This window comes from Mesorhizobium zhangyense, from assembly GCF_011045115.1.
GTDB lineage: Bacteria > Pseudomonadota > Alphaproteobacteria > Rhizobiales > Rhizobiaceae > Mesorhizobium_M > Mesorhizobium_M zhangyense.
Window position 1 is genome coordinate 581,341 of record NZ_JAAKZG010000003.1, and the last position, 19,409, is coordinate 600,749.

At 61.3% G+C, this 19,409-nt stretch carries 23 protein-coding genes; 17 read left to right on the top strand and 6 right to left on the bottom strand.

Translation table 11 applies throughout. The features are described 5' to 3' along the window. Positions 1 to 15: 15 nt before the first annotated feature. From G6N74_RS09675 to G6N74_RS09690, 4 genes are all read right to left on the bottom strand, one after another. Positions 16 to 1,188, bottom strand: coding sequence for a TMEM43 family protein (locus tag G6N74_RS09675; RefSeq protein ID WP_165116668.1), 1,173 nt, complete (start codon positions 1,186 to 1,188; stop codon positions 16 to 18). A 136-nt stretch (positions 1,189 to 1,324) separates the two neighbouring features. Beyond that, the gene (locus G6N74_RS09680) at positions 1,325 to 1,684 is read right to left on the bottom strand and encodes a tRNA-binding protein (protein ID WP_165116670.1); all 360 of its coding nucleotides are present in this window, start codon (positions 1,682 to 1,684) and stop codon (positions 1,325 to 1,327) included. Between the two features lie 7 nt (positions 1,685 to 1,691). Next, a complete protein-coding gene (locus G6N74_RS09685; protein ID WP_091917660.1) occupies positions 1,692 to 2,192 on the bottom strand; it encodes a type III secretion system chaperone family protein in 501 nt (166 codons plus the stop codon). 333 nt (positions 2,193 to 2,525) lie between these two features. After that, a complete protein-coding gene (locus G6N74_RS09690) occupies positions 2,526 to 2,849 on the bottom strand; it encodes an accessory factor UbiK family protein (protein ID WP_165116672.1) in 324 nt (107 codons plus the stop codon). 177 nt (positions 2,850 to 3,026) lie between these two features. Here G6N74_RS09690 and lgt point away from each other — a divergent pair, with 177 nt between their 5' ends. The 8 genes from lgt to G6N74_RS09730 all read left to right on the top strand — a co-directional run bounded on the left by lgt (position 3,027) and on the right by G6N74_RS09730 (position 9,480). Next, a complete protein-coding gene (gene lgt / locus G6N74_RS09695) occupies positions 3,027 to 3,878 on the top strand; it encodes a prolipoprotein diacylglyceryl transferase (RefSeq protein WP_165116675.1) in 852 nt (283 codons plus the stop codon). Next, positions 3,875 to 4,963, top strand: coding sequence for a class I SAM-dependent methyltransferase (locus G6N74_RS09700; RefSeq protein WP_165116677.1), 1,089 nt, complete (start codon positions 3,875 to 3,877; stop codon positions 4,961 to 4,963). The genes lgt and G6N74_RS09700 overlap by 4 nt, the downstream gene beginning before the upstream one ends. Positions 4,964 to 5,070: 107 nt before the next feature. Continuing rightward, positions 5,071 to 5,865, top strand: coding sequence for a peptidoglycan editing factor PgeF (gene pgeF / locus G6N74_RS09705; RefSeq protein WP_165116679.1), 795 nt, complete (start codon positions 5,071 to 5,073; stop codon positions 5,863 to 5,865). Then, a complete protein-coding gene (locus tag G6N74_RS09710; protein ID WP_165116681.1) occupies positions 5,865 to 7,016 on the top strand; it encodes a M24 family metallopeptidase in 1,152 nt (383 codons plus the stop codon). Before pgeF ends, G6N74_RS09710 begins: the two co-directional genes overlap by 1 nt. Before the next feature lie 50 nt (positions 7,017 to 7,066). Next, positions 7,067 to 7,660 carry a hypothetical protein gene (locus G6N74_RS09715; protein WP_165116682.1) on the top strand — a complete coding sequence of 198 codons (594 nt, stop codon included), beginning with the start codon at positions 7,067 to 7,069 and terminating at the stop codon, positions 7,658 to 7,660. A 116-nt stretch (positions 7,661 to 7,776) separates the two neighbouring features. Next, positions 7,777 to 8,712 carry a ribose-phosphate pyrophosphokinase gene (locus G6N74_RS09720; protein ID WP_165116684.1) on the top strand — a complete coding sequence of 312 codons (936 nt, stop codon included), beginning with the start codon at positions 7,777 to 7,779 and terminating at the stop codon, positions 8,710 to 8,712. A 76-nt stretch (positions 8,713 to 8,788) separates the two neighbouring features. Continuing rightward, positions 8,789 to 9,061, top strand: a complete 273-nt coding sequence (locus G6N74_RS09725; protein ID WP_165116686.1) for an antitoxin — start codon at positions 8,789 to 8,791, stop codon at positions 9,059 to 9,061. Then, positions 9,058 to 9,480, top strand: coding sequence for a PIN domain-containing protein (locus tag G6N74_RS09730; RefSeq protein ID WP_205826586.1), 423 nt, complete (start codon positions 9,058 to 9,060; stop codon positions 9,478 to 9,480). The genes G6N74_RS09725 and G6N74_RS09730 overlap by 4 nt, the downstream gene beginning before the upstream one ends. Positions 9,481 to 9,493: 13 nt before the next feature. Here G6N74_RS09730 and chrA read toward each other — a convergent pair whose 3' ends face one another. Both chrA and G6N74_RS09740 read right to left on the bottom strand, forming a co-directional pair. Continuing rightward, a complete protein-coding gene (chrA, locus tag G6N74_RS09735) occupies positions 9,494 to 10,858 on the bottom strand; it encodes a chromate efflux transporter (protein WP_165116688.1) in 1,365 nt (454 codons plus the stop codon). Further along, positions 10,855 to 11,661 carry a chromate resistance protein ChrB domain-containing protein gene (locus G6N74_RS09740; protein WP_165116851.1) on the bottom strand — a complete coding sequence of 269 codons (807 nt, stop codon included), beginning with the start codon at positions 11,659 to 11,661 and terminating at the stop codon, positions 10,855 to 10,857. Before G6N74_RS09740 ends, chrA begins: the two co-directional genes overlap by 4 nt. 263 nt (positions 11,662 to 11,924) lie before the next feature. Between G6N74_RS09740 and G6N74_RS09745 the strand changes: the two genes are divergently transcribed. From G6N74_RS09745 to G6N74_RS09785, 9 genes are all read left to right on the top strand, one after another. Next, positions 11,925 to 13,703 (top strand): DEAD/DEAH box helicase, encoded by a 1,779-nt coding sequence (locus G6N74_RS09745; RefSeq protein ID WP_165116690.1) that lies wholly within the window; start codon positions 11,925 to 11,927, stop codon positions 13,701 to 13,703. 178 nt (positions 13,704 to 13,881) lie between these two features. After that, positions 13,882 to 14,526 carry a 50S ribosomal protein L25/general stress protein Ctc gene (locus tag G6N74_RS09750; protein ID WP_165116692.1) on the top strand — a complete coding sequence of 215 codons (645 nt, stop codon included), beginning with the start codon at positions 13,882 to 13,884 and terminating at the stop codon, positions 14,524 to 14,526. Positions 14,527 to 14,553: 27 nt separating this feature from the next. After that, entirely contained in the window at positions 14,554 to 15,285 is a 732-nt protein-coding gene (gene pth, locus G6N74_RS09755) for an aminoacyl-tRNA hydrolase (RefSeq protein WP_165116694.1), read from the top strand. 129 nt (positions 15,286 to 15,414) lie between these two features. Beyond that, positions 15,415 to 15,669, top strand: coding sequence for a DUF6364 family protein (locus G6N74_RS09760; protein ID WP_165116696.1), 255 nt, complete (start codon positions 15,415 to 15,417; stop codon positions 15,667 to 15,669). Beyond that, complete coding sequence (locus G6N74_RS09765; RefSeq protein WP_165116698.1) at positions 15,656 to 16,105, top strand: PIN domain-containing protein; 450 nt, start codon at positions 15,656 to 15,658, stop codon at positions 16,103 to 16,105. The genes G6N74_RS09760 and G6N74_RS09765 overlap by 14 nt, the downstream gene beginning before the upstream one ends. A gap of 12 nt (positions 16,106 to 16,117) precedes the next feature. After that, complete coding sequence (gene ychF / locus G6N74_RS09770) at positions 16,118 to 17,221, top strand: redox-regulated ATPase YchF (RefSeq protein WP_165116700.1); 1,104 nt, start codon at positions 16,118 to 16,120, stop codon at positions 17,219 to 17,221. Between the two features lie 121 nt (positions 17,222 to 17,342). After that, positions 17,343 to 18,314 (top strand): magnesium/cobalt transporter CorA, encoded by a 972-nt coding sequence (gene corA, locus G6N74_RS09775; protein ID WP_165116702.1) that lies wholly within the window; start codon positions 17,343 to 17,345, stop codon positions 18,312 to 18,314. Between the two features lie 92 nt (positions 18,315 to 18,406). Next, positions 18,407 to 18,868: a MaoC family dehydratase gene (locus G6N74_RS09780; RefSeq protein ID WP_165116704.1), complete on the top strand. Its 462-nt coding sequence runs from the start codon at positions 18,407 to 18,409 to the stop codon at positions 18,866 to 18,868. Further along, complete coding sequence (locus G6N74_RS09785) at positions 18,865 to 19,332, top strand: MaoC family dehydratase (RefSeq protein WP_165116706.1); 468 nt, start codon at positions 18,865 to 18,867, stop codon at positions 19,330 to 19,332. The genes G6N74_RS09780 and G6N74_RS09785 overlap by 4 nt, the downstream gene beginning before the upstream one ends. The last annotated feature ends 77 nt before the right edge of the window (positions 19,333 to 19,409 follow it).

Consider the following 19,409-nt stretch of genomic DNA (forward strand, 5'->3'; position numbering starts at 1 on the left):
CCGTCGCGCAGTTGCCTATGCGGTGACAGCCGTCACAGGCTTTCGCGAGCGTCCGAGATAGGTCATCGCGTAAGCAATGAGCGCACCCGCAACGATGGTGCCGATTGCCAGAAGCGGCCGGTAATAGAACCACGCCAGCGCTATCGTCGTGGTCCCGACGAGTGTTGCCAGGACGACGGCCAGTGTACCCGTTCCCAGCCGCACGATGCTGCCAAGGAAGGGGATGATGTCGGCCAGAACGCCGATCGGCCCCATGACCAGCCCAAAGCCGATAGCGAGAAACAGGAGGCCTACGACGCGGACGATCCAGGTGAGCACATTGTTTTCGCTGACCGCATCGGCAAACATCCTGTCGGCAGGCACCATGCCGCTTTGAACCATCAGCAAGGCATCCCCGGCCGCCGTCTGATAAGGCGCAAACGAGGCACCGGATTGCCGCGCGATGACGCTGATGTCGCCCAGCGGCACGAACTCGTAGCTGATGCGGTAATCGCCGACGGCCGGCGATGCCGGGCTGGACCCGAGATAGATGCCGCCATTGAAGACGCTAACCTTTTCCGAACCGGGATAAGCCGCCTGGATATCGGACGCCATGGCGGGCGTAATCGTCAGAGTCTGTTCGCCGCCGATCTGGTTCAGCACCGGCCTGTCGAGCGAGAAAGCGCCAAGCGTGCCCTTTGGTATCTGAAACGATTGGCCGCTCACTTCCATGGATGGATTGCCGTGACCGTCCGGGCGCTTGAACGATGACGAGTCAATCGCCTTGTCTTTCCAGGTTCTCGAATAGCTATAGGTCGTGACCGTCTCTTCGCCGCCGCCGAGTTTCTTCGTCGTTTCCGACTGCGATTCTTCGATCCATTGATACATCTCGACATTGCGCACCAGGCGAACACCCTGGATGCTTATGCCGAAGTCGACATCTTCAGGCGTCGAACTAGTCGTCAATTGGCCGCCGACATGCACCAGCTTGCCGTCATTGGCTGCATCGACGGCATCGCTTGATATCGCCACGACCGCGCTGGCGCCCTCAGCCAGAGAACGAGCCGTGGTCACCGCGCGGCCCTCGTTCCAGAAGAGCAGCGCCACCATGCCAACGATCAGCACGAAGCCGACAAGCATCCCCAGGAAGGATCGCCCGATACGTCCAAACCACGACACCGAAGTCGTTTCACGAAAAGAATCGCTCATTGCCGACGCCCCCAAACAGCAAGAAAGCCGGCAGCGCCGGCTCATTTTGTCCCCAGAGCCGTATCCGTCATTTTGGGTTGGGAAGCAATTCGGCGGCACAGGATTTTAGGTGCGAAAATGTGCTGGCAAGTCGCCGCTAGAAGAGGCGACCGCCATCCGGCACGCGCCGCTCGATGGCGCCGAGCACCACGTCGCCTTCTTCATCAGGAAAACCAAGCGTCAGCACTTCGGACATGAATTTTCCGATCTGGCGCGGCGGGAAGTTGACCACGGCAAAGACCTGCCGCCCGATGAGCGTGTCGATGGAATAGTATTTGGTGATCTGCGCCGACGATTTCTTGATGCCGATCTCCGGCCCAAAATCGATCTTCAGCTTGAATGCCGGCTTGCGCGCTTCCGGATATGGTTCCACCTCGACGATCGTGCCGGCACGGATGTCGACGCGATCGAAATCGGCGAAGGTGATCTCCGGCTTTCTTGTCGTGTCTGCGGTCATGGAAAAATTACGCGTTGCCGAATGTCTCGAAGAGAACGCCTGCCAGCGCATCCTTGGCGGACGTGCCCGACCAGACGACGAACTGGAACGCCTGGAAATAGCATTCGCAGGCTTCGAGCGCCGACGACAACAGAATCTCGACCTGCTGGCTGGTCGGTTCCACACCACCGGCAAGCAGCAAGGACTGGCGGAACATGATCGCGCCTTCCTGCTCCCAAAGGTCGAAGTGGCCGAACAGCATCTGCTCGTTGATCAGCGACAGCAGCCGCATGATTTCGAGGGTGCGTGTTTCCGGCACCTTGATGTCGAAGGCGCAGGCCAGATGCAGCGCCTCGAAATCCTCCATCCAGGAAAATGAGATGTGGTAGTCGGTCCAGGTGCCGACGACGGAGATGGCGATCTCGTCGTCGCCGGTGCGTTCGAACGACCATTCATTGTTGTGCGCGACCTGCTCGATGACATCCACCGGGTGGATTTCACGTGCGTATTCCAGCTCGACAAGTTCCATAAAATGCTTCCTGACGTTCTGGGAGCGCTATTCCCGCACTCCGCGGAAAGGCACACGCGAACAATCTTAATCTCGAACACGGTCGGCAGGATTTGGTCTGCTACGCACACTGGGACCGGGTCCCCACCACCCGGCGCATGACCCCGTTACGAATCATGCAACAAATTCAGTGTATTGATGCAGAGTCGCGTGAACAGCCCCTTTTTTGCGACAAGGGGCACAAGGGTGTGGAAAGCCGCTCGCACAAAGATTCATCGAAGACCGATAAGCGATTCAGCCGAAAGCGCTTTTTCGGATCGGGCTTTGTGGAAAAGGTTAACGAAATATTTTCAATTATTTTTTGGGAGCGGCCTTCGTGGACCGCTTTGCCGGCACTTCTTCGGCTGCTGCCTGGCTTTGACCCGGCGTCTTGGCGAATCTCGCTTCGAGCTCGGCGACTCGCCCGGTGAGCTTTTCATTCTCGGCGCGAAGCTTCAACGTCATCTCGCGCAGCGCCTCGAACTCCTCGCGCTGCACCACATCCATGGAATTGAGCATGCGCTCGGCCTGACCCTTGAAGGCGGTCTCGACCTCGCGGCGCACGCCCTGCGCAGCCCCTGCGGCGTCCGTCACCAGCTTGGCGAATTCGTCGAGAATGCGGTTCGGTCCGGTCGACATGGCAAAACCTCTTGGTTGACGATTTGACGTAGTGCCGCAACGCCCCGAATGCAAGATCGTTGCGCGGCTGCGACTTGATGCCGTCACTTCTGTAACTTGCCTCTACCCCCGCCTTGACCCGGCCAAAAGCCTGCATCATGGTCCGCGCCGAACCGCCGCCCGACCCGGGAGTTTTTCTTGAGCGACTACCTTGCCTTGCCTCTGGCTGCCCTGCCCTTCCCCAATATCGATCCGGTCATCGTCCAGATCGGGCCGCTGGCGATCCATTGGTATGGCGTTGCCTATATCGTCGGCATCCTGTTTGCGTGGTGGTATGGCAAGCGGCTGGTGACCACCCCGAACCTCTGGAACAATGGCAACCTGCCGATGAAGCCGGAAGACCTCGACGATTTCCTCGTCTGGGCGGCGGTCGGCGTCGTGCTGGGCGGCCGTGTCGGCTACATCCTGTTCTACGATCTGGCCCGCTACATCCAGAACCCGCTCGACATCTTCAAGGTCTGGCAGGGCGGCATGTCGTTCCATGGCGGCTTCACCGGCACGACGCTGGCGATGATCCTGTTTGCGCGCAAGCGCGGCATTCCGGTCTGGACCATGTTCGACGTGGTCGCGGCAGGCGTGCCGGTCGCACTCGGCCTGGTGCGCGTCACCAACTTCATCAATTCGGAGCTCTGGGGCAGGCTCACCAACGTGCCCTGGGCGTTCGAGTTTCCCACAGGCGGCCCCTTCACGCGCCATCCGAGCCAGCTCTATGAGGCGGGGCTCGAAGGTCTTGTGCTGTTCTGCGTGCTGCGCGTCCTCACCCATACGCTTTTCAAACTGAAACGGCCGGGCTTCGTCGCCGGCGCCTTCGTCGCCGGCTATGGGCTGTCGCGCATCATCGTCGAATTCTTCCGTCAACCGGACGCGCAGCTCGGCTATCTCTTCGGCGATTGGCTGACCATGGGCATGGTTCTTTCCGTGCCGATGGTCCTGCTCGGTGTCTGGGCGATGGTCACGGCCAAGCCTGCGCCTGAACCGAAAGCCGCATGACAAAGCTCAAGGAGCGCATCAAGCGGCTGATCGCGGCCAACGGGCCGATCTCGGTCGCCGACTATATGGCGCAGTGCCTGTTCGATCCCGAAGACGGCTACTACACCAACCGCGAACCCTTTGGCACGGCCGGCGATTTCACGACAGCGCCGGAAATCAGCCAGATGTTCGGCGAACTCGTCGCCGTCTGGCTGCAGAGCGCGTGGCAGGCGATCGGACGCCCTTTGCCCGTGACGATCGCCGAGATCGGGCCGGGCCGCGGCACGCTGATGAAGGACATGATGCGCACGCTGTCGAAGCTCGACCCTTCGCTCGTTGCGCAAGCCTCCTTCGCCATGATCGAAACCAGCCCACGGCTGGCCGGTATCCAGAAAGAAACTTTGGCCGGAACACAGGCCCGCATCGACTGGCATCAATCGATCGAGACCTTGCCGGAAAACCCGCTGATCATCGTCGGCAACGAGCTTTTCGACGCAGTTCCGATCCGCCAGTTCGTCCGCGCGAATGGGAAGTGGCAAGAGCGCATGGTCGGCCTCAACGACGCCGATGAGCTTCATTTTCTCGCCGGCGTGGCCTCACTTGATCCTACCTTGCTACCCGCCAATGCCGCCACCGCTTCGGACGGCGCCATCGCCGAGCTTGCGCCGGCGCGAACGGCACTGATGGACGAAATCTCCAACAGGATAGCCGCCTGTGGCGGCGCCGGTCTGTTCATCGACTACGGCCATCTCGAACCCGGTATCGGCGACACGCTGCAGGCGCTGCGAAAACATAAATATGAGGACGTTCTCGAAAGCCCCGGCCATGCCGACATCACGTCCCATGTCGATTTTTCAGCACTTGCCGCAACCGCGCGGGGGAAGCGGCTCGACGCCCATCTCATGACCCAAGGGCACTTCCTCCTAGAGATGGGCTTGCTGGAACGTGCCGGCCAGTTGGGGGCAGCTCAGGATGCCGCCGGCCAGGAAAAAATCCGGGGGCAAGTCGAGCGCCTCGCAGCCCCTTCCGCCATGGGCGACCTGTTCAAAGTGCTGGCGATTTTGCCTTCCGGAACAGCCGTTTCGCCCTTTTTCGATGCGGATTGACTCGGCCAATCCCCTGCCTCACTGTCCCGTCCGCACCATTGCAAGCAAGGCTTGTCCGGCGAAGTTTCGCCTTGACGGAATGGTTTTCGCGAAGAACAAGGCGGCATATGTCAGATCAAATCACGCTGAACCCGATCCGTTCCGCCCTGCTCGGCGAAGCCGAAACCAAAGGCATAAGGCACGGTTACTTCACCCGCGTCGGCGGCGTCTCCAACGGCATCTATGAAGGCCTCAACATCGGCTCGGGCTCCAATGATGATCAGTCGCTGGTGCGCGAGAACCGCCGCCGCGTGGCCGCGTGGATGGGCGTCGATGTCGATTCGCTCTTGAGCGCCCATCAGATCCATTCGCCCGACGTGATCGTGGCGCGCGAGCCGTTTTCCGGCGCGCGGCCGAAAGCTGACGCAATCGTTACCGACCGTGCGGGCATCGCCATCGGCGCGACCACCGCCGATTGCGGCCCGGTGCTATTTGCCGATGCCGACGCGAAGGTGATAGGTGCTGCCCACGCCGGCTGGAAAGGCGCTTTCACCGGCGTGCTCGAAAACACCATCACCGCCATGGAAGGACTGGGCGCGAAGCGCGAGCGCATCGTCGCCGTGCTCGGCCCCTCGATCGGCCCGGACAACTACGAGGTTGGCCCCGAATTCGTCGCGCGCTTCGTGGAAGTCGACGGCGAGAATGCGCGTTACTTCGCACCGTCGAAAACGCCTGCCCACGCTATGTTCGACCTCAATCTCTACACGGTCGATCGCTTGCTAAAGGCGGGGGTCAACGCCGAAAGGCTCGACCGCTGCACCTATGCCGAGGAAGGCCTGTTCTATTCCTATCGCCGCTCCACCCACCGCAAGGAAGCGGACTACGGCCGGCAGATATCGGCAATCATTCTGGAGGACATCTGATGGCGCTGCATTTCGAACGCTCCGAGTTTGACGCCCGCCGCGACCGGCTGGTCATCGAGATGGCCGAGAAGAAACTCGACGCAATCCTGATGTTCGCGCAGGAAAGCATGTACTGGCTGACCGGCTACGACACCTTCGGCTTCTGCTTCTTCCAATGCCTCGTCATGAAGGCCGACGGCTCGATGGTTCTGCTGACGCGCTCGGCGGATCTACGCCAGGCCAGACACACCTCGACCATCGAGAACATCGTCCTGTGGACCGACCGCGACGGCGCGAACCCGACGCTCGACCTGCGCAACCTGCTGAACGATCTCGACCTTCTCGGCGCCCGTATCGGCATCGAATACGACACGCATGGCCTCACCGCCTATAACGGCCGCCGGCTGGACGAACAACTCCAGACCTTCGGCCAGATCGTCGATGCCTCGGGCATCATTTCGCGGCTGCGCCTGTTCAAGAGTCCGGCCGAAATCAAGAAAGCGGAAAAAGCCGCTAATCTCGCCGACGACGCGCTCGATGCCGGCCTGAAGCTGATCAAGCAGGGGGCGGATGAAGGTGCGATCCTTGCCGCCATGCAGGGCGCGATCTTCGAAGGCGGCGGCGATTACCCTGCCAACGAATTCATCATCGGCTCAGGCGCCGACGCGCTGCTGTGCCGCTACAAAGCCGGGCGCCGCAAGCTCAACAAGAACGACCAGCTGACGCTGGAATGGGCCGGCGTCTTCCACCACTACCATGCCGCCATGATGCGCACGGTGCTGACCGGCAAGGTTTCCAAACGCCATCAGGAACTGTTCGACGCTTCCCGCGACGCGCTCATCGCAGTCGAGAAAGCGATGACGCCGGGCAATACCTTCGGCGATGTATTCGACGCCCATGCCCGCATCATGGAGGCGCATGGCCTGACCAAGCACCGGCTCAACGCCTGCGGCTATTCACTCGGCGCGCGCTTCACGCCGTCCTGGATGGATATGCCGATGTTCTATCAGGGCAATCCCGAACCCATCGCGCCGAATATGACGCTGTTTGCGCATATGATCATCATGGATTCCGAAACCGAAACCGCGATGACGCTGGGTCGTACCTACCTGACGACGGATTCCCAACCGAAGCCGCTTTCGCGCCATGATCTCGACTTGATCGTGAAGTGAATCCGCTGGTGAAGATGGTTGCGCGAAAGTCGCCGGGGAGTTCGATATCAATGAGGCGATCAGCGGCAAGCGCTCTGTCCCTGCTCGCAGCCGCCGCGCTGACCGCCTGCACCAGCACGCAGGATGTTCTCGAGCCGTCGGCAATAGCCCAGCAACAACAGCAGACGACTGCAGCAACCGCTGGCCAGCCTGCGCAGACCGGAACGACCACGCCTCAGCCGTCATCGCCGACGGCGCCGTCCCCTGCGCCATCAGGCACAACCGCGGCCATCACCACCAACGCCCGCATCCAGATCGCGCCGATCGTCGGCGCAAGCGTCGAGGCCGCGACCCCGCTGACCGAACGGCTGGCAAGCCGCGCCCGCCAGCGTGGCATCCGCCTTGCCGGAGGCACGGACGGCTCGGCGACCCACATCCTCAAGGGTTATTTCTCGGCCCTCACTGAGGGCAAGGAAACGACCGTGGTCTATGTCTGGGACGTATACGACCCCGCGGGCACGAGGCTGCATCGCATCAACGGCCAGCAGAAGGTTCAGGTGACGGGCGGCGACGGGTGGTCGTCGGTTCCGGCCACCGCCATGCAGGCCATCGCCGACACAACGGTCGATCAACTGGCCACGTGGCTGGCCGGCAGCGCAGGATGACCCTGTTGCGATGAAGCACCGTTTCTTTGGAATATCCCACGAAATAATCCGACGCCGCTTGCAATAGCGGCGCAGCCCGCTAAAAGCCCGATGAAATCCTTCACCAGGAACGGTGCATGAAACTCTTCGCAGGCAATTCCAATCGGGTCCTGGCTGAGGCGGTCGCTCGCTATTTGAACGTGCCGATCGGCAAGGCCACAGTGCGGCGCTTTGCCGATCAGGAAATCTTCGTCGAGATTCAGGAGAATGTGCGCGGCGAGGATGTCTTCATCCTGCAGTCGACCTCCTTCCCGACCAACGATCATCTGATGGAACTTCTCATCATGATCGACGCGTTCATGCGCTCCTCGGCGCGGCGCATCACGGCGGTTATTCCCTATTTCGGCTACGCACGGCAGGATCGCCGCGCATCGGGCCGCACGCCGATCTCGGCCAAGCTCGTCGCCAACATGATCGCTCGCGCCGGGGCAAACCGCGTGCTGACACTCGATCTTCATGCCGGCCAGATCCAGGGCTTCTTCGACATCCCGACCGACAACCTCTTCGCCGTGCCGGTCATGGCGCGCGACGTGAAGGCCAAATACAAGCAGCTCAACAACGTCATGGTCGTTTCGCCTGACGTCGGCGGCGTGGTTCGCGCCCGCGCGCTGGCCAAGCGCATCGACGCCCAGCTCGCCATCGTCGACAAGCGCCGCGAGCGCCCGGGCGAATCGGAAGTCATGAACGTCATCGGCGACGTGCGCGGCAAGGACTGCCTGCTGATCGACGACATCGTCGATTCGGGCGGCACGCTGTGCAACGCGGCCGACGCACTGCTCGCCAATGGCGCGACCAGTGTCACCGCCTACATCACCCACGGCGTGCTGTCGGGTGGGGCTGCTGCCCGCATCGCCGGATCGAAGCTTCAGGAACTGGTCATCACCGATTCCATCCAGCCGACCTCCACCATCGAAGCCGCACACAACATCCGCGTCATCTCGATCGGCGATCTCATCGGCGAAGCAATCTCGCGTACGGCAACGGAAGAATCGGTTTCCAGCCTGTTCGATTGAGTTTCTGACGCTCGCAGGATTGAACTCCCAGCTTCGAGCAATATATACTACGGTATATACGAACTGGGTCCATGTGATGTCCGAAACACGAAAAGCCAAGCTGTTCAAGAACGGCGCCAGCCAGGCTGTGCGCCTGCCCGCCGAATTTCGCTTTGAAGGCGACGAGATTTTCGTCACGCGTGACGACGTGACCGGTGATGTGCTGCTGTCCAGCCGGCCCGGAATGGGGGCGTGGGACGAATTCTTCAAGCTCATGAAGACCATCGACGTTCCGTCCGATTTCATGTCCGATCGCCCGATGAACACCTTGCCGCAGGATCGCGATATCTTCGGAGAGTCGGAGACGTGAGCCTCCTTCATATGCTGGACACGGACACGTCCAGCTACATCATCAAAGCGCATCCACCAGCGGTGGTGACCAGACTGGCAGAATTGCCTCCGTCTTCGGTGTGCATTTCCGTGATGACCCGGGCCGAGCTTCTCTACGGGCTAAAGAGACTGCCGGCCCATCACAAGCTCCATCTCGGCGTGCGCCAGTTCCTTCGCCTCGTTTCAGTGCTTCCCTGGGATGCCGACGCAGCCGACCACTACGCTGATATCCGCCATCAACTGGCCACGACAGGCCAGCCTATCGGCGAGCTCGACATGATGATCGCTGCCCATGCGCTGGCCGTCGGGGCAGTGCTCGTCACCAACAACACCAGACATTTCGCCCGCATCACCGCACCGCTGGTGATGGTTAACTGGGCGGAGCCGACCGAACAATAGTCTGTTCAACCCCCTACTTTACGAGCGTCCAGACCATTCCCGCCAGTGCCGCCGCAACCAGCACGGTTATCATGTTGGCGTGCCATCTGATCAGCGCAACGCCTGCGGCAATCGCAATGACGCCCGCCGCTATATCCAGCGACGAAAAATCCGGCACTGGCAGCGTGAACGGCCCAACCTTCCACTCGCCGACATGGCCGAACAGCACATGCAGCGAAAACCACACCGCCAGATTGGCGATGATGCCGACCACCGCTACGGTGACCGCACTGAGCGCGCCGGCAAGCCAGCGGATGTTGCGCACGGTTTCGACAAATGGCGCTCCGACGAAAATCCACAGGAAGCACGGCACGAAGGTGAACCACAGCGTGACCAACGCCCCGGCCAGCCCGCCGGTGAGCGGCTCCAGGCCCGACAGGCGCGCGCCGCCGAGAAAGCCGACGAACACCAGCACGAGGATGAGCGGCCCCGGCGTCGTCTCGGCAAGGCCAAGACCCGTCAGCATCTCGTCCGGCTTCAGCCAGCCATAGACCTCCACCGCCTGCTGCGCGACATAGGCCAGCACGGCATAGGCGCCGCCGAAGGTAACAGCGGCCATCTTCGAGAAGAACAATGACTCGGCTGCGAAGACATTCGCGCCGCCGAGCGTCATGTGCAGAACCGCCAGCGGCACGAACCAGATCGCCAGCCAGACGGTGAGTGTCGTCAGGAAACGTCGCCAGCTTGGCTGAGTCCACTCCGGCATGACGGTGATGGGTTGAGGCGCTTCTTCTGGCTCCGCGCCAATCGCCGGCCTCGACATCCAAAAATGCCCCGCCGCCCCGCATAGCGCGGCGACCGCGATAATCATTGGAAACGGCACCTTCAGGAAAGCGATGGTGACAAATGCCGCTACGGCCAGCGCGACCATAAAACCGTTCTTCAGCGCCCGCTTCGAGACCTTGATCAGCGCCTCCAGCACCACCGCGAGCACCGCAGCCTTCAACCCGAACAACAGCCCCTGAACCAGGGACGCATCGCCCAACAGCAAATAGATTGCCGACAGCAGCGTGATGACGACGGCTCCCGGCAGCACGAACAGCAGCCCGGCGACCAACCCGCCGCGAACCCCATGCAGCAGCCAGCCGGAATAGGTCGCAAGCTGCATTGCCTCCGGCCCCGGTAGGAGCATGCAGTAGTTCAGCGCATGCAGGAATCGCGGCTCGTCGAGCCAGCGCTTTTCGTCGACCAGTATTCGGTGCATCAACGCGATCTGCCCGGCCGGTCCGCCGAATGATAGCAGCCCGATCTTGGCGAACACCTTCGTCGCTTCGGCGAAGGTCGGCGCGGGCAACTCGAAACCCGGTTCCGACAGGATTGCATCGTCAGCCATCGTCATGCCGCCACCGGCCAGTTGTGACGCTCGGCGGTTGCATGCCTGCACCAGCCATACAATGCGTCGTAAATGATCATGCCTTTTTCCAATTGCCGCAGGTCATCCTGCTCGGTTGCCGAGAGTCCAAGCGATACAGCCAGAAGCCCCGCCGCCTGTGGTTCGATATCCAGCCGGGCGGTGTCCGCACCGCGCACTATCCGCGCCAGTTGCAGAAGCGCCGGATCGGAAAGGCCGAATTCCGCAATGAGCGTGTCGAATGTGCAGCCCTCCTCGCGATGTGAATAATGGACATCCTTGATGTCATAGGGAATCGCTCCGATCTCTTCGGCAACATCCTTCACCCATTCGGCTGCAACAAAATGAAAAACCGCGAATGGATCGATAAATCGCCGGATCAGCCACGGACAGGCGATGCGGTCGATCTTTGGCCGCTCCCTGGTCACCCAGACGCTAGGCGCGCCGGTCACGTCGACGCCGGTACCGGCGCGCGCAACCAGAACGCCCCCAGCCTCTTCATAAGCATCAATGCCACCCTCGAGCATCGCGACATCAGCCCCGGCATGGGCAAGCCCTGCAGCCGCGACCTCGCTGACATTGTGGCCGTGGGCGCAGTAGACGACGATCAGCTTTCCGTCGCGAAACTCAGGCCACCATTCCGCGGTCTTCATATGATCGCGCCATACCGCCGCGGCAATGCGCGTCGGCGCTTGCCTGAAAATGGCCTCGCGACGAACATCGACCACGTGTGGAAACCGGTCGGTTCCGGTCAAAGCAATAAGGTCCTGGGCTGAAATTCTTCGTGGCATGGTATCCTCCGCATGCAGCAGCGAAGGCGGAGCTTGGGCATTGCGCCTCAAACGGGGAGTCCACCATGCCCCCGGTAAATCGACATTATTCCCGCTTTGGCATCGCTTCAACCGGATAATCGTCTTTCGATCGATTGCATCCGCGACTTGCTGCTTTCGCCAAGAGGCTTTAGGGGAGGGTTCGAAAAAGATTTGCGAACCGCGCGGCCAGTCGTTGACCAGAAGCATTGTCACCGCCGCGCTTACGATGAAAGCCTGATTTTATGACCGACTTTGAACTGATGGCGCCCGCGCTGGCTGCCGCACTCGCATCGCGTGGATACGAGACCCTCACCCCAGTCCAGCGCGCCATGCTGACCCCGGAGGCCCGCGACGCCGACCTTCTGGTCTCGGCGCAGACCGGCTCGGGCAAGACGGTGGCCTTCGGCATCGCCATTGCCCCGACCATGCTCGATGGGCGCGAGCGCTTTGGCGCCGCCGGCCTGCCGCTTGCCCTGATCGTCGCGCCGACGCGCGAACTCGCCTTGCAGGTTCGCCGCGAGCTCGAGTGGCTCTATCGCGAAACGGGTGCCCGCATCGGCTCCTGCGTCGGCGGCATGGACATGCGCACCGAACGCCGCGCTTTAGCAGACGGCGCGCATATCGTCGTCGGAACGCCCGGCCGCCTGCGCGACCACATCACGCGCGGCTCGCTGGATATCTCCGAGCTTCGCGCCGTCGTGCTCGACGAGGCCGACGAAATGCTCGATCTCGGCTTCCGCGACGATCTCGAATTCATTCTTGCCGCAGCCCCTGCCGAACGCCGCACGCTTCTGTTTTCGGCAACCGTCCCGAACCAGATCGCGCAGCTTGCCAAGCGCTTCCAGCGCGATGCCCATCGCATCACGGCGCAAGGCGAGAGCGACCAGCACGCCGACATCGAATATCAGCAGATACTCGTCGCGCCGTCCGACCGCGAAAACGCCATCATCAACACGCTGCTGTTCTTCGATTCCCAGAACACCATCGTCTTCTGCCACACCCGCGAAGCCGTGAAGCATCTGACGAGCCGCCTTTCCAATCGCGGCTTTGCCGTGGTTTCGCTGTCGGGCGAACTCAGCCAGGCCGAGCGCACCAACGCATTGCAGTCGATGCGCGACGGCAGGGCACGCGTCTGCGTGGCGACCGATGTCGCGGCGCGCGGCATCGACCTGCCCAATCTCGGCCTAGTCATTCACGCCGACCTGCCGACCAACCCAGACACGCTCCTCCACCGCAGCGGCCGCACCGGGCGCGCCGGCCGCAAGGGCATCTGTACACTGATCGTGCCGCTGCACCGCCGCGGCACCGCCAGCCGCGTGCTGAAACTGGCGAAGTTGACGGCGCGCACCGTGCCCGCACCGACGGCCAGCGACATCGAGCGTCATAACCGCGAGCAAATCCTTGAAGATCCGGCACTGTCGGTTACGCCAACCGAGGACGAGGTCGCTTTCGTCGCAGAGCTCATGAAGGCTCATGGCGCCGAAAACATCGCCGCCGCCTATCTGAGGCTGCAGCTTGCGGCGCGCCCTGCCCCGGAAGAGCTGATGGACGCGCCGACGCACTTTGCCGAGCGCGCGCCGCGTGGCGAAGGCCGCGGCGATGCCGCCCCGCGCGACCGCAGCGATTTCGACAATGGCGTCTGGTTCCGCGTAACGGTCGGCCGCAAGCATCGCGCCGAACCGCGCTGGCTGCTGCCGATGATCTGCAAGGCCGGCCACATCACCAAGCGCGCGGTCGGCTCGATCAAGATCAACGACACCGACAGCCATTTCGAGATTTCCGGCGACAAGGCAAATAGCTTCTGGGCGGCGGTCAAGGAGACCGGCACCGGCGAAAAGGGCGTGACGATCCAGAAGATCGACGGCAAGGCCCCTACCCCCGAAGCTGCGGCCCCTTCCTGGAACAACGAGAAGAAGGGCAAGTTCAAGCCAAACAAGTCTAAGCCCAGGACCGAGGGTTTCACGGGCGAGCCGCCGCACAAGAAGCCGAAGAAGAAGTTCAACAAGGCAAAACCTGCCTGAGAACGGCGATTTCGCGCCAAACCTTGCGCTTAGATGTACCTTCGGCTATAGAGCCGCCACCCGCGTAGACACCCTTGGAGGCAACGCGGCGGAGAGCCGCCTCAACCGGCGGCTTTCGACGTTTGAGGACTGGGCATAAACCCGTCCCCGGGCGCTCCATAACACGAAAGGAAATGCCATGAGCCACGATACTTATGAGCTCAAGGCCGAAGCTCGCGAACAGGTCGGTAAGGGGTCCGCCCGTGCAGTTCGCCGCAACGGTAAAGTGCCTGCAGTTATTTACGGCGACAAGCAGCCTCCCCTGGCGATCGCCCTGTCCTACAAGGACATCTACTACAAGATCCACGGCGGCGGTTTCAAAACCACCATCGCGACGATCGATCTTGACGGCAAGAAGATCCAGGTCCTGCCGAAGGATTACCAGCTCGACCCGGTCCGCGATTTCCCCATGCATGTGGATTTCCTGCGCGTCGGCAAGAACACCGAAGTCAACGTCAACGTTCCGGTTCACTTCACCAATGAAGAGAAGTCGCCCGGCATCAAGCGCGGCGGCGTTCTCAACATCGTTCGCCATGACGTGGAATTCCACTGCCCGGCCAATGCGATCCCGGAATTCATCGAAGTCGACCTCACCGGTCTCGACATCGGCGATTCGGTTCACATCTCGGCCATCAAGCTGCCCAAGGACGTGAAGCCGGTCATCTCCGATCGCGACTTCACCATCGCGACAGTTGCCGCACCTGCCGGCCTCAAGAGCGAAGACAACGCAGCTGAAGCCGCGGCCGAGGCTGCAACCGAAGCGCCGGCCGAAACCGAAGAGTAATCTTCGAGGCTCCGGAGGGCCGCAACGATGCTGCTTTTTGCAGGTCTCGGCAATCCGGGTGCCAAATATGCCAACAACCGGCACAATGTCGGCTTCATGGCGGCGGAGGCAATCGCCCGCCGCCATGATTTTTCGCCCTGGTCAAAGAAGTTCCAGGGCCAGATCGCCGAAGGCAAGCTCGACGGCGAAAAAGTCATCCTCCTGAAGCCCCAGACCTTCATGAACCTTTCCGGCCAGTCGGTCGGCGAGGCCCTGCGCTTCTACAAGCTCCAGCCTTCTGATCTCACCGTCTTCTACGACGAGCTCGATCTTGTCTCCGGCAAGGTGCGTGTCAAGACCGGCGGTGGCGCTGGCGGCCACAACGGCATCCGCTCGATCGACCAGCACATCGCCAGGGATTATCGCCGCGTGCGCATCGGCATCGGCCATCCGGGCGTCAAGGAAATGGTGCACAACCATGTGCTCGGCGACTTCTCCAAGTCTGACAGCGAATGGCTGGAAGTCCTTCTGGACGCAATAGCAGACAATGCCGCCCTGCTGGCCAAGGGCGACGAAAGCGGCTTCATGAACCGCATCACGCTGGCGCTGCGCGACAAGCTGCAGCCGACCGGCGCCGACGACACCCCGCCACCCAAGCAGAAGGTCGCCAAGGCGCAGAGCCATGTCCGTCAAGCACGTCCTCAAGCTCCGGCAATCAAGATCCCCGAGAGCGGTCCCATGGCCGCAATGCTGAAGAAGCTGTTCGGCAACAAGGAGTGACTTTGCCCCGGCTACGACCGGCAGTCACTTCCGCATAGCGTTCAAAGGGCGCGATGGCCAGATTTCTTGAAGGAATCTCCTATTATCGCTATATTTCTCACGAACCTCGTGTTTTCGTGAGATTGAGCCATGAAAAACCTGACCATATCGCTGAAGGAAGAGCTGCTGCAGGACACCAGGGTGAACGCTGCAAAGGCCGGCAAAAGCATGTCGCAATATGTCGCCGACTTGCTGGAGCGGGAAGCTTCCCATGAAACCACCAGTGCAGACGACGAAATAAAGCGCCGGCTGGAAGCTTTGCAGCGTGTCTTCGACGGACCTAAGCTTCCTATTTCCGAAAATGGGCGCATGCCTACCGCGGAAGAGCGGAATGCCAGGCGCTAAGGTCTTCATAGACAGCAACACCTTTCTCTATACATTTGACGTCTATGAAGGAGAAAAGAGACCCGTAGCGCAGCATTGGTTGGAGTATCTGTCTAATCGCAATTGCGGTGTCACCAACCTTCAAGTGCTGAACGAAATTGCCAATGTTGCGATACGCAAGTCGGCCAAATTCGGAGACACCAACGTCTTTTTCAGGATCGACGCCTTCGCTGATTTCGGCTCACATCCTCTTCGGCTCGAAACGACAATCGCTGCACGCGCGATCCATCTTACGTCTCGCTACTCCTGGTGGGATTGCCTTCTCCTCGCTTCAGCGCTCGAACTGGGCTGCAAATACTTCCTTTCCGAGGATTTGCAGGACGGTCAGGTCATCGAAGGCTTGACGATCATCGACCCTTTCGCCCATAGCCCTGAGCAAATCTTCGCTTCTCGATAAGGCTTTATCATCATGGGTTTCAAATGCGGCATCGTCGGCCTGCCAAATGTAGGCAAATCGACGCTTTTCAACGCGCTCACGCGCACGGCTGCAGCACAGGCCGCCAACTACCCCTTCTGCACCATCGAGCCCAACACCGGCGAAGTGGCCGTGCCCGATCCGCGCCTGAAGAAGATCGCTGACGCCGCGAAGTCGAAGGAGATCATCCCGACCCGGATCTCCTTCGTCGACATCGCCGGCCTGGTGCGCGGCGCCTCCAAGGGCGAAGGCCTTGGCAACCAGTTCCTCGCCAACATCCGCGAGGTCGACGCCATCGTCCATGTGCTGCGCTGCTTCGAGGATGACGACATCACCCATGTCGAAGGCCGCATCGACCCGGTCGCCGACGCCGAGACCGTCGAAACCGAGCTGATGCTCGCCGACCTCGAAAGCCTCGAGCGCCGCATCGTCCAGTTCCGCAAGCGCGCCGGCAGCAAGGACAAGGAAGCATTGACCGTCCTGCCGATGATGGAACAGGCGCTTACACTGCTGCAGGAAGGCAAGCCCGCACGCATGCTGCTCAAGGGCATAGCGGCGGAAGATCTCGCCATCCTGCAGGGCCTCAACCTCCTGACCTCACACCCCGTTCTCTATGTCTGCAACGTCTCCGAGGCCGAAGCCGCGACCGGCAACGAGCACACGCAGGCCGTGGAGAAGATGGCAGCCGCGCAAGGTGCCGGCACCGTCGTCATCTCGGCGGCGATCGAAGCCGAAGTCGCCCAGCTTCCCGACGAGGAAGCGCAGGAATTCCTCGCCGATCTCGGCCTTGAGGAACCCGGCCTGGATAAGCTCATCCGCGCCGGCTACGACCTCCTGCACCTGATCACCTATTTCACCGCCGGCCCCAAGGAAACCCGCGCCTGGACCATCCAGAAGGGCACCAAGGCGCCACAGGCGGCAGGCGTGATCCACACGGATTTCGAACGCGGCTTCATCCGCGCCCAGACCATCGCCTACAATGATTTCGTCACCCTCGGCGGCGAAGTGCCGGCCAAGGAAGCCGGCAAGGCCCGCGACGAAGGCAAGGAATATGTCGTGCAGGACGGCGACGTGCTGATGTTCAAGTTCAATACATAAAGCTGCAACCTATACCCGCCAATACCCAATTCTTGACGCATTGAACGCCGAGGTCTACGGCGTTCAATGAACCGGCGTCGGTCTCTGACGCGCTTCCTCTCGGGAATACGGAGCACCAGCGATGATCAAGGCCTTTGTCCTCGACAATGACCGTCTGCGCCCGGTGGACGATCTCGAGGCGAACAAGGATGCGGTGATCTGGGCCGATCTCGTTATCCCCACCAAGGAAGAAGAAGCAGAAGTCGAGAAGTGGCTCGGCGTCGGCGTTCCGACGCGCGAGGAGATGGAGGAGATCGAGATTTCCTCGCGCCTCTACATCGAGAACGGCGCCTACTTCATGACCGCCACGCTGCCGGCGAAAACGGATGAAGATCATCCCATCATGTCGCCGGTGACCTTCGTGCTGTCGGGCAGCAGGCTCATCACCATTCGCTATCACGAGCCCCGCGCCTTCCAGACCTTTCCGCTGCGGGCCGAAAAAGTCACCATGGGCTGCACCAATGGCGAGACCATTCTTGTCAGCCTGCTCGAAGCGATCGTCGACCGCCTTGCCGATGTGCTGGAGCGTATCGGTCATGACATCGACACCATTTCCCACGGCATCTTCCAGTCCTCCGAAAAGAACGCCTCCAAGCGCGACCACGACTTCAAGAAGGTGCTACAGGCCATTGGCCGCAAGGAGGAGCTGACCTCCAACATCCGCGAGAGCCTGATGACGCTTCAACGCTTGTCTGGGTTTCTCGGCAACGTCACCATGCAGGCCAAGAGCAAGGATGCGCGCGCCCGCGTCAAGACGCTGTCGCGGGACGTCTCGTCACTCACCGATCACGCCTCGTTCCTGTCCAACAAGATCACCTTCCTGCTCGACGCCACGCTGGGCATGATCAACATCGAGCAGAACGGCATCATCAAGATTTTCTCGGTCGCCGCCGTGGTCTTCCTGCCACCGACGCTGGTCGCCTCCATCTACGGCATGAATTTCGACATCATGCCCGAGCTGAAATGGCTTCTCGGCTATCCCTTCGCGCTCTGCCTGATGGTCCTGTCGGCCATCCTGCCCTACCTCTATTTCAAGCGGCGCGGCTGGCTGTAACAACCGTAAGGCACCTGTGGCGCCACGCCCGGCCTTGCCGTTGAAGGCGACAATTGGCACTATGAAAGTTCAAGCCTGAACAGGATTGCGGCATGACCACCAAGAAATGGGCCTATGAGGATTTCCCCGAAGGCGGGTCGATCGACCTCGGCACGAAACTTGTCACCGCCGCCGAGATCATCGATTTCGCCAGCGAGTTCGATCCTCAGCCGATGCATCTCGACGAGGAAGCCGGCAAGGCGAGCATTCTGGGCGGGCTTTCCGCCTCCGGCTGGCACACCTGCGCGATGTTCATGCGCATGATGTGCGACGCCTTCCTGCTCGACTCCACCTCGCAAGGCGCGCCCGGCATCGAATATGCCCGCTGGAAGAAACCTGTACTGGCCGGGGACACTCTGACCGGCCGCAGCGCCGTCCTCGCCAAGCGCCTATCGAAATCGCGGCCGACGCTCGGCTTCGTCACCTGCCGCCACGAACTCTTCAACCAGAAGGGCGAAAGCGTGATCGAACTGGAAAACACCGGAATGTTCCTGACGCGTGAGGGCACGGCATGATGCTCGACGAATTCCTCGGCATCGGCACCACGGTCACGCTCGGCTCGCACAGATTCGAGCCGGAGGCCATCAAGGCCTTTGCCGCCAAATACGACCCGCAGCCTTTCCATATGGATGAGAAAAAGGCCGAGAACAGCGTGTTCGGCCGGCTCTGCGCCTCGGGCTGGCACACGACCGCGACCTGGATGCGCTACAATCTTGAGCAGCAGGCGCTGGCCGACGGCAAATGGGAAGGTCCCGGCCCGAAGCCGGAATTCGGCCCCTCGCCCGGCTTCAAGAACCTGAAATGGCTGAAACCGGTCTATGCTGGCGAAACAGTCACGTTCACCCGCACCGGCGTGAGCCACAGGCCCGTCGCCAGCCGCCCCGGATGGCGTCTCGTGACCATCCGTGCCGACGCCTTCGATTCGACCGGCGACAAGGTGCTGGAGTTCGAGAGCGCGGTTCTGGTGAAGGCGGACTGACAATCGGGCAGCTCGGTGCTGCCCCTCACCTGCCTGCCGGCATCCTCTCCCCGTATAGTGACGGGGAGAGGAAGACT